The sequence below is a fragment of the Chryseobacterium ginsenosidimutans genome (assembly GCF_039536845.1).
Lineage (GTDB): Bacteria > Bacteroidota > Bacteroidia > Flavobacteriales > Weeksellaceae > Chryseobacterium > Chryseobacterium ginsenosidimutans_B.
Window position 1 is genome coordinate 394,557 of the sequence record NZ_BAAAZJ010000010.1, and the last position, 13,960, is coordinate 408,516.

Annotated in this window: 13 protein-coding genes; 4 read left to right on the top strand and 9 right to left on the bottom strand. The window is 35.3% G+C overall.

Features of this window, described 5'->3' with window-relative positions:
• Nucleotides 1-9 precede the first annotated feature (9 nt).
• Together ABD745_RS13735 and ABD745_RS13740 are read right to left on the bottom strand one after the other, a co-directional pair.
• Nucleotides 10-1,038, bottom strand: coding sequence for a glycoside hydrolase family 130 protein (locus tag ABD745_RS13735; protein WP_344830883.1), 1,029 nt, complete (start codon nt 1,036-1,038; stop codon nt 10-12).
• Nucleotides 1,039-1,170 (bottom strand): hypothetical protein, encoded by a 132-nt coding sequence (locus ABD745_RS13740; protein WP_344830885.1) that lies wholly within the window; start codon nt 1,168-1,170, stop codon nt 1,039-1,041.
• A 167-nt stretch (nt 1,171-1,337) separates the two neighbouring features.
• On the opposite strand from ABD745_RS13740, the gene ABD745_RS13745 reads away from it, so the two are divergent.
• The 3 genes from ABD745_RS13745 (at nt 1,338) to ABD745_RS13755 (ending at nt 2,619) form a co-directional block, all read left to right on the top strand.
• On the top strand, nt 1,338-1,898 hold the full coding sequence (locus ABD745_RS13745) for a helix-turn-helix domain-containing protein (protein WP_344830887.1): 561 nt from the start codon (nt 1,338-1,340) through the stop codon (nt 1,896-1,898).
• A 105-nt stretch (nt 1,899-2,003) separates the two neighbouring features.
• On the top strand, nt 2,004-2,219 hold the full coding sequence (locus tag ABD745_RS13750; protein ID WP_344830888.1) for a CsbD family protein: 216 nt from the start codon (nt 2,004-2,006) through the stop codon (nt 2,217-2,219).
• Between the two features lie 130 nt (nt 2,220-2,349).
• Complete coding sequence (locus ABD745_RS13755; RefSeq protein ID WP_344830890.1) at nt 2,350-2,619, top strand: heme oxygenase; 270 nt, start codon at nt 2,350-2,352, stop codon at nt 2,617-2,619.
• Nucleotides 2,620-2,734: 115 nt separating this feature from the next.
• Here ABD745_RS13755 and ABD745_RS13760 read toward each other — a convergent pair whose 3' ends face one another.
• The 5 genes from ABD745_RS13760 to ABD745_RS13780 all read right to left on the bottom strand — a co-directional run bounded on the left by ABD745_RS13760 (nt 2,735) and on the right by ABD745_RS13780 (nt 10,012).
• Nucleotides 2,735-3,340 (bottom strand): DNA-3-methyladenine glycosylase, encoded by a 606-nt coding sequence (locus tag ABD745_RS13760; RefSeq protein ID WP_344830892.1) that lies wholly within the window; start codon nt 3,338-3,340, stop codon nt 2,735-2,737.
• Nucleotides 3,341-3,648: 308 nt separating this feature from the next.
• Nucleotides 3,649-5,187, bottom strand: coding sequence for a RagB/SusD family nutrient uptake outer membrane protein (locus ABD745_RS13765; protein ID WP_344830895.1), 1,539 nt, complete (start codon nt 5,185-5,187; stop codon nt 3,649-3,651).
• Nucleotides 5,188-5,199: 12 nt separating this feature from the next.
• Nucleotides 5,200-8,121 (bottom strand): SusC/RagA family TonB-linked outer membrane protein, encoded by a 2,922-nt coding sequence (locus ABD745_RS13770; RefSeq protein WP_344830898.1) that lies wholly within the window; start codon nt 8,119-8,121, stop codon nt 5,200-5,202.
• A 495-nt stretch (nt 8,122-8,616) separates the two neighbouring features.
• Nucleotides 8,617-9,390, bottom strand: coding sequence for an exodeoxyribonuclease III (gene xth, locus ABD745_RS13775; RefSeq protein ID WP_344830901.1), 774 nt, complete (start codon nt 9,388-9,390; stop codon nt 8,617-8,619).
• A gap of 79 nt (nt 9,391-9,469) precedes the next feature.
• Entirely contained in the window at nt 9,470-10,012 is a 543-nt protein-coding gene (locus ABD745_RS13780; RefSeq protein ID WP_344830904.1) for a flavin reductase family protein, read from the bottom strand.
• A gap of 232 nt (nt 10,013-10,244) precedes the next feature.
• Between ABD745_RS13780 and ABD745_RS13785 the strand changes: the two genes are divergently transcribed.
• Complete coding sequence (locus ABD745_RS13785; RefSeq protein ID WP_344830907.1) at nt 10,245-11,384, top strand: serine hydrolase domain-containing protein; 1,140 nt, start codon at nt 10,245-10,247, stop codon at nt 11,382-11,384.
• A gap of 92 nt (nt 11,385-11,476) precedes the next feature.
• Here the strand turns inward: ABD745_RS13785 and ABD745_RS13790 are convergent, their stop codons facing one another.
• Nucleotides 11,477-13,042: an ABC transporter permease/substrate-binding protein gene (locus ABD745_RS13790; RefSeq protein WP_344830910.1), complete on the bottom strand. Its 1,566-nt coding sequence runs from the start codon at nt 13,040-13,042 to the stop codon at nt 11,477-11,479.
• Complete coding sequence (locus ABD745_RS13795; RefSeq protein ID WP_344830912.1) at nt 13,039-13,959, bottom strand: ABC transporter ATP-binding protein; 921 nt, start codon at nt 13,957-13,959, stop codon at nt 13,039-13,041. Before ABD745_RS13795 ends, ABD745_RS13790 begins: the two co-directional genes overlap by 4 nt.
• Between the last annotated feature and the right edge of the window lies 1 nt (nt 13,960).

Sequence of the window (13,960 nt, forward strand, 5' to 3'; positions counted from 1 at the left end):
GAATCATCATTATACTGCACTAGTCATCATCTCTTTCAATAACCTGGAAATACTTAAAGATGCAACAGCGATTCTTTCGTCTGCAGCACCGTAATAAATATACAATGTATCATTTTCTACCACAGCTCCTGTCGGGAAACAAACGTTATTAACTTCTCCTTTCAGTTCCCATTTTTCCTCAGGCCTGAAAAGCGGATAAGAAAGTCTTGCAATTTCTTTTTCAGGGTTTTCAAGATCCAATAAAGCTGCACATGCACTGTAAACATAGCCATCAATAGAATCGTGAACGCCATGATAAATCATCAGCCAGCCATATTCCGTTTCAATTGGCGGACATCCCGCTCCGATATAACTGAATTCGTGATCATATTTTGGAGATAAAACAATATGATCATTAAAATGCAAAAAGTAATCTTTCCAAAAAGCCGGAGTCAGATCTTCAATATTTTCTACACTTACAATCTGAATATCTGGTCTTATCCGATGAAGAAAATATAATTTTTCATTTATTCTTCTTGGAAAAAAAATCAGATTTTTGTCCCATAAAAAAATGGGATCACTATCATTATGACTCATCTGGAATTTATTATACCGCTGATATTTTTCGGGTACCGCACCTTGGAATTCTGATAAGATTTTAAACTCTTCATAAGGAATCTGCGGTACAAGAATACCTGTTTTTTTCCAGGATTTAAGGTCTTTGGAAGTAGCTAATGTACCCAATGCATTGACTCCGTTGTAACTGGTATAAGTAAGATAAAATAAATCATCTATTTTTACGATCCGGGGATCTTCTACTCCATGTTTTTCGTAATCAAATTCAGGAACGAGAATCGGAAGATCCAATCGTTTTTCTAGCGTTAACGGATCTGATAATAAGCAATATCCGATACTTGAAAAATTACCTTTGGCTACCGCCCGATAAAATAAATGTATTTTTCCGTTTTCTTTAATTACGGCAGGATTTAAAACACCTTCGCTTTCAAAACTCAGTTCGGTTTTACTGAGTAAAATTCCTTCTTTTTTTATTGATACCATTTAGGATGAAGCATTTCGGCTTTCATTTTCTTTATCTTTTCTTTTATTTTGTTTATCTTCCCTCTTCTCTTTTACTGATTTTGAGGGAGGTGTTTTGTCTGTTTTTTTCTTCCCGTCTTTCTCTTTTGCCATTGTAAATATTTTTTATTGTAAGTAAAGATCATTTATTAAAAAAATAAACCTTTGTAATAGTCTTTCAATTTGTTACATAAATCATAGTTATTTACGATTTAAAGCTCTAACTTTGAGGAAGCACGTGTTAGAATATTGATTAACAGGCTATAAATACAGTAAGGATTATGAAGTTGTATATAAAATATATGGTAAGCCTGCGCTGCAAAATGGTTGTTCATCAGGAACTGGAGAAGCTGAATATCAGAAATGCCGTAGTAGATCTTGGTTTGGTGGAAATATTAGATGATATCAGCATCGAACAAAGGCAAATTTTAAAAGAAAATCTCCTCAAGACAGGGCTTGAACTATTAGATGATAAAAAAAGCATCCTGATAGAAAAAATAAAAAATGCCGTCACAGAAATGATTCATTATTCCGAATCTCTCCCTAAAGAAAATTTCTCCGATTATATCAGCGAAAAACTTGGCTATGATTACACTTATCTTGCCAATACATTTTCTGAAGTAAAAGGGATAACCTTACAGCATTTTATCATCATCAACAAAGTGGAAAAAGTAAAAGAACTGCTTTTATATGATGAGCTCAACCTTACTGAAATCTCCTACAAACTCAATTACAGCAGCGTTGCGCATCTCTCTAATCAGTTTAAAAAAATAACCGGGCTTTCCCCCTCATTTTACAGACAGCTAAAGCAAAAACGTTTCAAGAATTTAGAAGATCTTTAGAAAAGTGTGATATATGCAAATTTATTCCTGAAATATATAGCATCCGTAACGGTGTAAAAAAGCATCTTTGAATAGTAATAATTCTATTACGTTAATATTCTACTTATGGATGCAAATCATGATAAAGGTCAGAATTTTAAAATCACAGGAAACTGGAAAGAACAATGCCGACAGCTTAAAGAAGAGTTTTCACAACTAAAAGATTCAGACCTCGTGTTTGAAAAAGGAAAAGAAAATGAATTGCTGGGAAGAATAGAAAATAAACTAAGTAAAAACCGTGAAGAAGTTATTAAGATCCTTAATAACACTCAATTTTCATAATTATCTTATTAAAATCTGAGAAATAGTACATATGTTTTAAAGATTTTAGTAAACAAGGGGCAGGAGCTATTAAGTCCCTGTTCTTTTTTATTTTAAAATGACTTTTGAAATAAGTAAAAATTTAGAGATTATGAAAACAATTAAGCTATATAGATTTAAAGATTCCATTGCACAAAAAATGCCTCTTATCAGAGAAAATGACATACTCGATTCACTTAATGATTTGATGGCAATTGATATGATTAATACAGAAAAAGTTACCGAATACGCTATTGATGTTTCTGATGATTTCAATTTTGAAAATCACGATAATGATCAGTTGATCGATTTATGCAATACTTCCGAAAATACTGTCGATCATCATTTTATAACCAATTTGGAAGATTCTGATATGATATAGCATCTTAATTATACAATTTTCAATTCGCAGATTTTCACTTAAAGATCTAACTATTTCTTATGCCGAATTTTATATTAAAATTCATTGTCAGGAAAAAGGATTTCCTTTATTTTGATTAAAAATTATTGGGCTTGCTTACATATCTGTTTCCTTTTACAAAAAATCGCCACGGCAAAAATGCATGCTCCTGAGCATAGGCTACTCCTACTCTTGGTACTTCTGCAATTTCATCAGGCGAATATCTGATATGATGATCTTCAATCCAGATTTCTTCTCCTGTTAAATCTTTTTTGTTAAAAGCAGCATCAATTCCCAAAGCCTTGGCTAAAGAACCCGGACCGGACGAAATAGCAGCTTTGCCGGAGGGCATACTTCTTCTCAATTCCATTATTTCCCTGCCGATAAATGGTTCAACAGCTCTTATCAAAATACCATGCGGTTCATTTTCTCCGGAAGTCACAATATTGAAAAGATGATGAATGCCATAACATAGATATACATAACTTAAACCTCCCTGACTATAAAGAGTTTCGGTTCTCTTGGTGCGCCTTCCACCATACGCGTGAGAGGCTTTATCGATCTCGCCAGAATAGGCCTCTGTTTCCACAATAATTCCGCCCGTTATTTTACCGTCTATATCTGTGAAAAGGATTTTTCCCAAAAGATCTTTAGCCAGAAAAAGTACATCCTGATTGAGGTAATATGATACTGGAAGTTTCAAACTATTTTTTTTATTCATAGCAAATTTACAATTCAAAAATTCACTTTCAATTTTTACTCTGCAAAAATATTTTAATATAATCACTCACAATAATCCTTTGCAGATTGAATTAATATTTTAGCTTTTGGATTATCGAACTCAGATATATAAAATTCCCGAGAAATTACTATTCTTAAAATACACAAAAGATTAATAGATACCCCTAGAATCAAAAAGAGCTGCAAAATTTATGCAGCTCTTTTTGATAGATGATTTCCCTTATATAAAAGCGAAATCCATTAACTGTAAAACTAAAATAGAGATACCTTTTAAGGATTTTGTTCATACCCCGCTACCTGAACTTGAGATAAAGGAATTTGATACAGATAATCATTGGTTGTAATGGTAAAATTATAATTAAGATCTGCTGCAGCCTGATTAATAACACTTGTTGCGATATTCCAACGCACCAAATCATGCCAGTAAACCCCTTCACCTGCAAACTCCACCCTTCTTTCCTTGCGGAGCGCCGTAGTAAAGTCGCTGCTTGATATAGATGTAGAAAGTGGCGCCAAGCCTGCTCTTTGACGAATTCTATTTACATACGGAACAGCAGCACTGGTATTACCTTGATTATTTAAAACTTCTGCATACATTAAAAGAACATCTTCATATCGGATAATCGGGAAATTAATCGGCCAGTCATAACGGTTGGTGATTACCAATCCCGGTTCACGAAATTTCACGAAATAATTAGCGTTATCAGGCTGTCCGTTTTGTGCTATGAATTGGGTTTTAATGGTTAAAGGACGTCTTAGATCTCCCGGTTCGTAAGCATTAATCAACGATTGGGAAACACCTAATTCGGCAGAACTAAACAAACTGCCTTGCGCGTTATACAAAGGATCAGCACTCCCAAAAGTGGGCGAAACATAACTTGGTAAATAAGAACCTTGCGACAGACCACCGCTGATATGCTGGATTTCGAAAATATGGTATTTGTTATCGTTCGCGCTTTTAAACAAATCTGCATAATTTGCGGCAAATGTAACGAACTGACCTTCTCCCTGAATTACCGTAAGTAAATGGTCTTTTGCTTTTGCTAAGTAAGATGCATTGTTGAGAGGATAGCCGTTTCCTGTAAGGTAAATCCTACCTAACATTGCATGAGCAGCCGATTTTGTTATCCTTCCCTTATTTTTTGCGTCATAAGTGTTTTTCAATCCATCTACAGATGCTTCAATTTCTGAAGTTATAAAATTGTAAAGCGTCACCAAATCTGTTCTCTGAATAGTTGCAGCTTCTTCGGGACTCACCGGATGATCTACCAGAGGAACTTTTCCAAAATTACGCATGAGTTCAAAGTAAGCATATGCTCTTAAAAAACGGGTTTCAGAGCGGTACTGCTCTTTAGTTGCATTATCTGCAAAAGGAACGTCATCTATTCTTGCTAAAATATTATTAGCATAAGAAATCAATTGATAAGCATCTTCCCAAAGAATTTCCATTTCTTCCGTTGAAGAAGTATCCTGAAAACGGTTGATCGCATAATAATCTCTGTTTCCGTTTTGTGAAATCGCATTAAAATTATTAGAGCGAACTTCTGATGCCAATAAATAAAAATTAACATCAAAACCACCTCTGGATGAAGAATTCACCATAGCAGAATAAACGCCTGACAATGCCTGATTGATCTGAAGTTCCGTAGTGTAAAAAGAGGTTTGTGTAATATTATTTTCCGGTTCCAGCATCAAATCTTTTTCACAGCTAAGCGTTCCTAATGTTAATATTCCTCCAATTAATATATTTTTTAAAGTTTTACTATTTATTTGTAAAAGAGAGGTATTTCTTGTGTAAGTTGTTTTCATTTTTTTTAAATTTTAAAAGTTAAAGTTTAGGCCCATCATATAAACCTTCGCATTAGGATATGCACCATAATCAGTACCATCTGACTGTACGGATTCCGGGTTATAACCACCGTAATAATGGTCTTTTCTCCAGACATTTTCTAAACTGACGTAAATTCTCAGGTTGGAAATTTTAAGTTTATTTGCCAAATCCTGAGAAAAATTATATCCCAATGTCACATTTTTAAGCTGAATGTAAGTTGCATCATACAACCATCTTGTATCCAAAAGACTTCCCGTTGTTCCGTCTAATCTGGGAGTTTTTCCATCTCCCGGGTCTTCATCGGAACGCCAGCGGTTTGCCCAGTTGCCCATTACATTGGTTGTGGTTCCCATACCAGGACGGTCAATTGCACGACCTAATAATGCGTAGCTGTAACCCCCTTTCTGACCTTGGAAAAACACAGAAAGATCAAAGTTTTTATAGGAAAATGTATTGGTAAATCCCCAATAATAATCAGGAGTAGGACCTCCGATGATATGACGGTCATTTTCATTGATAACACCATCCCCATTTATATCTCTATATTTAACGTCTCCTGCAATCGCACCGCTTGTCTTAGCAACACTTGCATTATTGATGTCTGCCGAAGATAATACTCCAGTTGCCTCATAAAGATAAAATGAATTCAGCTCCTGCCCTACTTGTATAATATTTGTACTATTGCTAAAACCTGTGTAAATTGGCGCATTGTCGGTACCTAACTGCAACACTTTATTATTATTAAAAGCAATATTAGCCGAAGTATTCCATTTGAATTCCCCGATTAAATTTTTTGTGCTTAATTCTAACTCCAAACCTCTATTCTGAACTGAACCAACATTTTTCCACATAGTAGTATAACCTGTTATAGAAGGTATTGGCTGCTCCAGGAGAAGATCATTAGTTTTTTTGATATAATAATCTGCCGTAAAATCAATTCTGTTAAATAAACCTAATTCGAAACCGAAATCAGACGATTGCGTTTTTTCCCAAGTAAGATTAGGATTCGCAATTGTGTTTGGGATTAAGCCATTCGATAAGCTTCCTCCAAAAGAATAATTTCCTCCCGAAAGTGTTCCAAATGCCCTGTAATCACCAATAGAATTGTTCCCATTTTCTCCCCAACTGTATCTTAGCTTAAGATTATTCAGCCATTTTACATCTTTTAAGAAATCTTCTTTGTCTACCTTCCAACCAGCTCCGAATGCGGCAAATGTTCCCCAAAGATTATTCCATCCAAATCTGGAAGAACCGTCTCTACGGATACTTGCCGACAACATATATTTCTTTTTATAATCATAATTAACACGGCCAAACATAGAAATCAACATCCATTCTGAAGCGGTATATTCTGAATTAAGCACCGATGCAGATTGTGTAAAGTTGAATGTTTTTAAATCATCATTCGGGAAACCTTTGTTTCGGTTATACTGAGTGGTTGTCCTGTAATTTTCTGCACTATAACCTGCAATAGCATTTACGCTGTGAGATTCTCCAAAAGTTGTTTTATAACTTAGCAAGCCTTCACCCAAATATCTGTTATAATTAACTGTTCTTCGGCTCGCGATACTTACCTGCCCGGGAATATTCGTGATTAAATCAAAAGTTGGTGTATAACCATTATTGATATTAAAATTATTCGTTGCACCACCGGAAATTTTCAGATTTAAATTAGGTAAAATGTCATAAGACACATACAAACTCGACAGTAAACGAAATTCATTTGTATCATTGGTTGTATTTTCCATTAGTCCGATCGGACTTTGCGTAGAACCTGCCCATCTGTATCTTGTATTTTTCCAGAAATTAGTGTAGAGACCTGCACTTAACTCTGCAACAGGAACCATGGAAAGCATTTTATGGGCAAGATTGTCTTTTCCGTCTACTGTGGCTCCATAACTTTTCGAATAACTTGGTCGCAACGCAATTCCGGCTTTCCATTTGTCTGAAATATTGACATCGATAACTGCATTTAAATTAAATCTGTTAAAACCTGTATTAATTGCCAGACCTTCCTGATCAAAATACGCTCCCGAAATCATATACTTCACATTTTTATTCCCGCCTCGTACCGCTAATTGATAACTCTGAATTGCTGCCGGACGGTAAAATGCGTCCTGCCAGTCAATATTATCAACCTGATTGGTACCCCATCTAGGATCAATCATAAAGTTGATATTGGCAAGATTATAATCTGTGGTATTGGCTAAACCGAAGTAATTTGCTCTGACTGCATAACTATCCGACGCGGAATTACCAGGGGCTAAAGCAACCCATTTTTTATTAATGGCTTCGGTAGCATAATCGATCCACTCTGCACTGGTCATAATATCCAGTTTTTTCTCGATCGTCTGGACTCCATAATATTGGGAAAAACTAAATGAAGGTTTTCCCGTTGTTCCTTTTTTTGTAGTTATTATAACCACACCATTAGAACCTCTCGATCCATACATCGCTGTGGAAGCGGCATCTTTTAGTACTTCAATCGATTGCACATCATCAGGCGAAATATTTGCCATATCATCTACCACCATTCCATCCACTACATAAACAGGAGAATTGCTCGCTGATATGGAAGCAGTACCACGTACTCTTATTTCCAAGGGTTCTCCCGGTTTTCCAGAAGTTGCCCGTGTTTTTACTCCGGCAATCTGACCTGTTAATGCCTGATCTACTCTCGCAATGGGGCGATCTTTGAAGCTTTGCGCATCTACTCTGCCGACAGAACCGGTAACCTCTCCTCTTTTTTGTGTCCCGTAAGCAATAATAACTATTTCCTCGATATCTTTAGTTTTATCATTAGGATTTCGTTTTATGCTATCTTTCACCGTAGCTGTTGTTTGCTTCTCTTGCGCAAAAATAAAACCTGTGGCACCGGCTAAAAGACCAAGAGTCAATATAGATTTTTTCATTTAGTGATTATTAATTATTTAAAAATTATTCTTATTCTTAAACAGAAAATCAAAGCTTAAGAAAAATGTTATTTATATCATTGATATATTTCACACTTGTTTGTCTTAATAAAAATATACTTATAGAAAAATTCTACTATCCTGTGGTAACCTGTATTATTCTCTTTTCAGAGAAGTAAATATGAATAATTAATTTTTTTAAATATTTTAATTTAAAAGGATTTGTCATGATATGGTAAATTCCAATGACATCTCTGGTGAAGATTTTCGAATAGATGTAATGTATGGGAAAATGTGAATCGGATGCTTTTTGATGTGCAGGGTGAAGCCGGTGATCATTGTGAAGGTAACGGTGGTGACGGCTGGCTCAGAATTATTGAGTTCGCTAATAAGGATACAATAATGTGGTAAATTTGTATCTGTCAGTTAATATGCTAATTAATCGATGTATTAGAAAATGAATATTTTATATTAAAAAAAACAAATCCAGTTCTTTTATCTTTTTAATTGAACCCAAACCGGGGCATGATCACTGCTTTTATCCCAACCTCGAACCTCTTTATCAACTCCACCCGATTTTAATTCAGGAGCCAAATAAGGACTTAGTAAAATATGATCCAGCCTTATTCCCGCATTTCGTTCATGAGCTTTATACAAATAATCCCAAAATGTATACATTTTCTCATCAGGATAAAGTGTACGGATAGAATCCAGCCAACCTTTTTTTAGTAAATCCTGATATGCTTTTCTAACTTCAGTTCTAAATAATGCATCATTTTCCCATCGTTCAGGTTTATAAACATCCATTTCTGTCGGAATAATATTAAAATCACCAATTAAAATAGCCGGAAGCCCCATTTTGATGAGCTGATTGGCTCTTCTTTTAAAACGTTTGATCCAATCTAGTTTATAATCGAATTTTGGTCCGGGAAAAGGATTTCCGTTAGGTAAATAAATACAGCAAATCACCATCTTATCAATAATAGCTTCAATATAACGGCTTTGCATATCTTCAGAATCACCGGGTAAAGATCTTTGAACTTCAACAATTTCCAGATCTTTTGTAAGTATGGCAACCCCGTTCCAACTTTTTTGCCCGCTCCAAATTGCCTGATAACCGGCATCATTTATTTCTTTTATAGGAAAACGGTCTTGTGGAGCCTTCAATTCCTGAAGACAGACAATATCAGGTTTTGCTTCTTTTAACCATTGAAGCAAAACAGGCAAACGACCGTTAATACCATTTACATTATAAGTTGCTATTTTCATGCTTGCTATAGATATTATTCGATTATCAGTCAATAACTATTCCACAATACTGGCTTATTTATGACAAAAAATTTCCTATTTATTTGGCAGACGGGATAATTAAATTCTTACCGGATTCCATAAAATGACTGTCTCCTCTGTAATGAATCGTTTTAGGATATTTAGGTGACGGTGCAACGTGGGCTTTCACAATTTCAAAAATAAAAAAATTGTAATTGTTTATAAGTTTATCATCATAAAGTTTGCATTCAAAATTAGCATAGCAATTTTCCAGCAATGGAGCCTTCACCAGTTCTGCGTCTGCCGTGCTCAAATCAAACTCATTAAATTTATTGACTTCCGAACCACTGCAGTTTCCTATAGCGACTACTGTTTTCGCCAATTCCAGTGTGGGTATATTTATAACACATTCTTTACTTTTTTTAATCAGCTTAAAACTGTGATTTGATCTGGAAATCATACACCCGATTAACGACGGGACAAATTCCAATACGGTATACCATCCCATTGTCATTATGTTTTTTTCTTCCCTATATTCAGATGTTACAAGAACAGTTGGGCTGGGTTCTAAAAAATGACGGGCATTTTCTATAGGATATTGTTTTTTACTATATTTTTTCATAGTCAAAATAATACTATTTTGGTACCATATTGTTTATAAATACAACTCATTTTCATCGTTTATTTTCGTTTATTTATAAGCTTTACTAAATGCACGGCATACCCTTTGAATGATAATTTTCTATTATTCAAAGGCCAATAATAGACCTTTTATTACAATTGATAATACAAACTTTACGAATAATAGACATTCATATTTGAAGTAAAATCTTAACCGAAAATTAAATAGCAGCATGAAAAATAAATTACCTATTGTATTAGCCGGAATTTCAGCAATAGCTGTTTCTATTTATATTTCAGGTTATGGATATATTTTTAAAGCTATTGGAATTAATCTAAAAAAAGGTTCCTTAACGCCTTCCACAGATGATGAAGAAAAGTTCCCTTCTCATATTGTTCCGAGTCTTCATCCCAAATCATGGGAGAAAGATATTGAGTATAATACACAAACACTTTCGGAAAAACTTTTAAAAGATCTCAAAAAAACAAGGGCTTCATCATTGGTTGTAATACAAGACAATAAATTAATATATGAACAATACTGGAAAGATCACAGCCCTTCTTCACTCATGAATTCTTTCTCAATGGCAAAAGGTATCCTTGCCATTTTAGTCGGTTGTGCCATTGACGATGGTTATCTGCAATCTGAAGACCAGTTGATATCTTCTGTGTTTCCTCAATATAAAAACAGTCAGTACGGAAAACACCTCACCTTTCGGCATCTAATGACTATGGAAGCAGGAATGGACTGGAAAGAAGAATACCACCACCCTTTCGCAGAAAACTCTAAACAATATTTTGTAAATGATCTTGCGGAACAGGCATTTGGTGTAGAAATAAAAGAAATGCCGGGACAGAAATACGAATATCAAAGCGTTGCTGCCCAACTTTTAGGTCTTGCTCTGAAAAAAGCTACCGGTAAAGAGCTCGCAATATATCTTTCAGAAAAACTCTGGAAACCATTAGGCATGGAATTCCCGGCTAAATGGAGCACCGACGAAAAAGGAATGGAAAAAGCTTTCTGCTGCATTCATGCCACTCCCAGAGATTTTGCAAAAATCGGTCAGCTTATAATGCAGAATGGCAACTGGAATGGCATGCAACTCATCAGCAAAGAATATTGCAAAAAACTGCTTACCCCGACAGCAGCAAACGATGCTTTTTGCTATACCATATGGGCAGATGATGAAAGTGAAATAAAATGCCGTTTTTTCTACGGATTTCTAGGGCAGTTTATTATTATGATCCCTGAAAAAAAGATGGTAATTGTAAAGACAGGATTATATAACCGATTGGATGTAGACAAAAAACAAAGACCACTTCAGGTAAAATTAATGATTGAAGAATTGACCAAAATAACAAATGTAGAATGATATGACCACTAAATCGATATGCAAAAGGAAAAGGAATATATCTAAAAAGATTGAAATTAAAAACATCTAATAATTTAAAATTTATTGTTTTTTTATTTTGAATCCAGATATTTTTTGAGGTCAGAAATACTTTTTATTTTCAGTTCATGTGCCTGTTTTTTACGCATCATTAGTGCGTAAGAATTATTAAATCCAAGCGGTTTCAACCATTGAATTCCATACTGTTTTTTAAATTCTGAATTGACATATTCATAGGTTTCCTCAGCACTTTGAGAAACAGTTTTAATGGTCTGTTCGGTAGGTCTTAATAATACTAAAAGTCCGGTTCCTGTATATTCGGGATAAAAATCGATGGCGTCATTCATCAAAGCATCAAAACAGATTTTGGTTCCTCCCAGACCTGTTTTTGTTTCTACTTTATAATTGGTGTAGCCTTCAATCAGCATTTTGTACATTTCTGTGAGAATGTATTGCTCACCAAAAATCTTTGAACCTATTTTTATTGTTCCTGAATTTCCGTTCCGTGGATTTTTGTATAAATTATTTTTAATTAAAAAATCTTTGGCAATTTTCTCTGGCGTCTGATGAAAATAATCGGATTTGTAATTTAAATCGGTCATGATCGAATCGTTGAATTTTCCTGCCAATACATTCAATGTTTCTTCCAGTTCGGGAAATTTTTCCAATGTTCTAGTCTTAATAATCGGAGCTGCAAAATAGGGCGGAAATATTTTCTGATCATCATCCAAAACGTACAGATCAAAAGCTTTGATTCTTCCGTCGGTAGAATATCCGCTGATCAGATCAAGCTCGCCTTCATAAACCGCTTTGTACATCACGGCATCATTGACAACTTTAGGATTTGCATTCAATCCATACACGGAACGCAGACCGAGATCGCCGTCCTGTCTTCCCATAAATTCCGGGGTAAAACCAGCTTTAATTTTATTGTCCGAAACAGAAGTCAACACATAAACAACTCCAAGAATAATTAATATAGCAGGAATAATATATTTTAATTTTTGAAATAACTTATACCCTGATTTTTGTAAAACGGCAATCGACTGATCCAACAAAACAGCCAATAATGCTGCGGGAATTGCGCCTGCCAAAATCATATTGGTGTTATTCAGGGAAATTCCGCCGAAGATAAATTCACCCAAACCACCTGCTGCAACAAAAGATGCCAATGTTGCCACACCAACATTAATCACGGCTGCCGTTCGTATTCCTGCAATGATAACGGGCATCGCCAAAGGAAGTTCAACTTTAAAAAGAAGCTGACTTTTATTCATTCCCATGGCTTTTGCGGATTCAATAACGGTCGGATTTACCTCTGTAATTCCTGTATACGTATTTCGAATGATGGGTAAAAGCGCGTAGATCAGCAATGCGACGATGGCGGGTGTCGCACCAATTCCAAAAGCGGGAATCATAAACCCGAGCAAAGCGATACTCGGAATCGTCTGCAAAATCCCGGCAACACCAAGAACAGAGCTTGAAAGCTTACGTTTTCGGGCAATCAGAATTCCTAAAGGTACGCCCACAATAATCGCCAAAAGCAAAGACAAAAAGGTCAGCCCGAGATGCTGTACAATCTGAATTAACAGCTTTTCCTGCTGCTCAACGATAAATTGCCAAAGACTTTGCTGTGTCATACGATCTGTAATTTTCTATAGTCATTGAATGCCCTGATCAGGTTTTCGTAATATGCTGTATTTTTATGATCTGAACTTAATTTTTGTAAGGCATTCCAAATATTGGTGTTTTCTGTAAAATTAAATTCATCAAATAAGTTTTCTGAATTAAAATCATTAATATCTTTTAAAGTAGCCACTTTATATTCCAATAACAATCGGTTTTCGGCGAAAAAATCTTTCACAAAATCATCATTTTCCGGATGATAAAGCATCTCTTTTGGAGTTCCTGTCTGAATGATTTTCCCTTTATCCATTAAACAGATCCGATGTCCCAATTCAAAGGCTTCCTGAACATCGTGGGTGACTAAAATAATGGTTTTATTTTTAAGTTCTTCCAATGATTTAAATTCTGAATGAATATCCGCTTTAGTGATATTGTCTAATGCCCCGAAAGGCTCATCCATCAACAAAATCGGTGAATCGGCGATCAAAGCTCTTGCGATGCCGACACGCTGTTGCTGACCACCGCTCAATTCGCTCGGAAAACGGGAAAGCACGTCTTCGGAAAGATGAAGTTTATGTAGAAGCTCTTCGGTTTTGTTCTCTGTCTTTTTTTTGTCCCATTTTAGTAATTCCGGAACAATAGCAATGTTTTGCCTGATCGTATAGTGCGGAAATAATCCTGAATGCTGCATGACAAAGCCAATTCCCATTCTTAAATCCTCTATTTTCTGATCACGGATATTTTTTCCATCAATTAAAATATTTCCCGAATCGGCTTCTATTAAGCGATTGATCATTTTCAGGGTTGTCGTTTTTCCGCAACCGCTGGTTCCCAGAAGCACCAATATTTCTTTATCATGAGCCTGAAAAGAAATATTGTCAACCGCAGGTTTTCCGTTAAAATTCTTTGAAACCGATTCTATTGTAATCATT

What these genes read in the sequence shown, in the direction of transcription:
- ABD745_RS13735 (WP_344830883.1), bottom strand. Translation starts at nt 1,038, where the DNA reads ATGGTATCAATAAAAAAAGAAGGAATTTTACTCAGTAAAACCGAACTG.
- ABD745_RS13740 (WP_344830885.1), bottom strand. Translation starts at nt 1,170, where the DNA reads ATGGCAAAAGAGAAAGACGGGAAGAAAAAAACAGACAAAACACCTCCC.
- ABD745_RS13745 (WP_344830887.1), top strand. Translation starts at nt 1,338, where the DNA reads ATGAAGTTGTATATAAAATATATGGTAAGCCTGCGCTGCAAAATGGTT.
- ABD745_RS13750 (WP_344830888.1), top strand. Translation starts at nt 2,004, where the DNA reads ATGGATGCAAATCATGATAAAGGTCAGAATTTTAAAATCACAGGAAAC.
- ABD745_RS13755 (WP_344830890.1), top strand. Translation starts at nt 2,350, where the DNA reads ATGAAAACAATTAAGCTATATAGATTTAAAGATTCCATTGCACAAAAA.
- ABD745_RS13765 (WP_344830895.1), bottom strand. Translation starts at nt 5,187, where the DNA reads ATGAAAACAACTTACACAAGAAATACCTCTCTTTTACAAATAAATAGT.
- ABD745_RS13770 (WP_344830898.1), bottom strand. Translation starts at nt 8,121, where the DNA reads ATGAAAAAATCTATATTGACTCTTGGTCTTTTAGCCGGTGCCACAGGT.
- xth (WP_344830901.1), bottom strand. Translation starts at nt 9,390, where the DNA reads ATGAAAATAGCAACTTATAATGTAAATGGTATTAACGGTCGTTTGCCT.
- ABD745_RS13780 (WP_344830904.1), bottom strand. Translation starts at nt 10,012, where the DNA reads ATGAAAAAATATAGTAAAAAACAATATCCTATAGAAAATGCCCGTCAT.
- ABD745_RS13785 (WP_344830907.1), top strand. Translation starts at nt 10,245, where the DNA reads ATGAAAAATAAATTACCTATTGTATTAGCCGGAATTTCAGCAATAGCT.
- ABD745_RS13790 (WP_344830910.1), bottom strand. Translation starts at nt 13,042, where the DNA reads ATGACACAGCAAAGTCTTTGGCAATTTATCGTTGAGCAGCAGGAAAAG.
- ABD745_RS13795 (WP_344830912.1), bottom strand. Translation starts at nt 13,959, where the DNA reads ATGATTACAATAGAATCGGTTTCAAAGAATTTTAACGGAAAACCTGCG.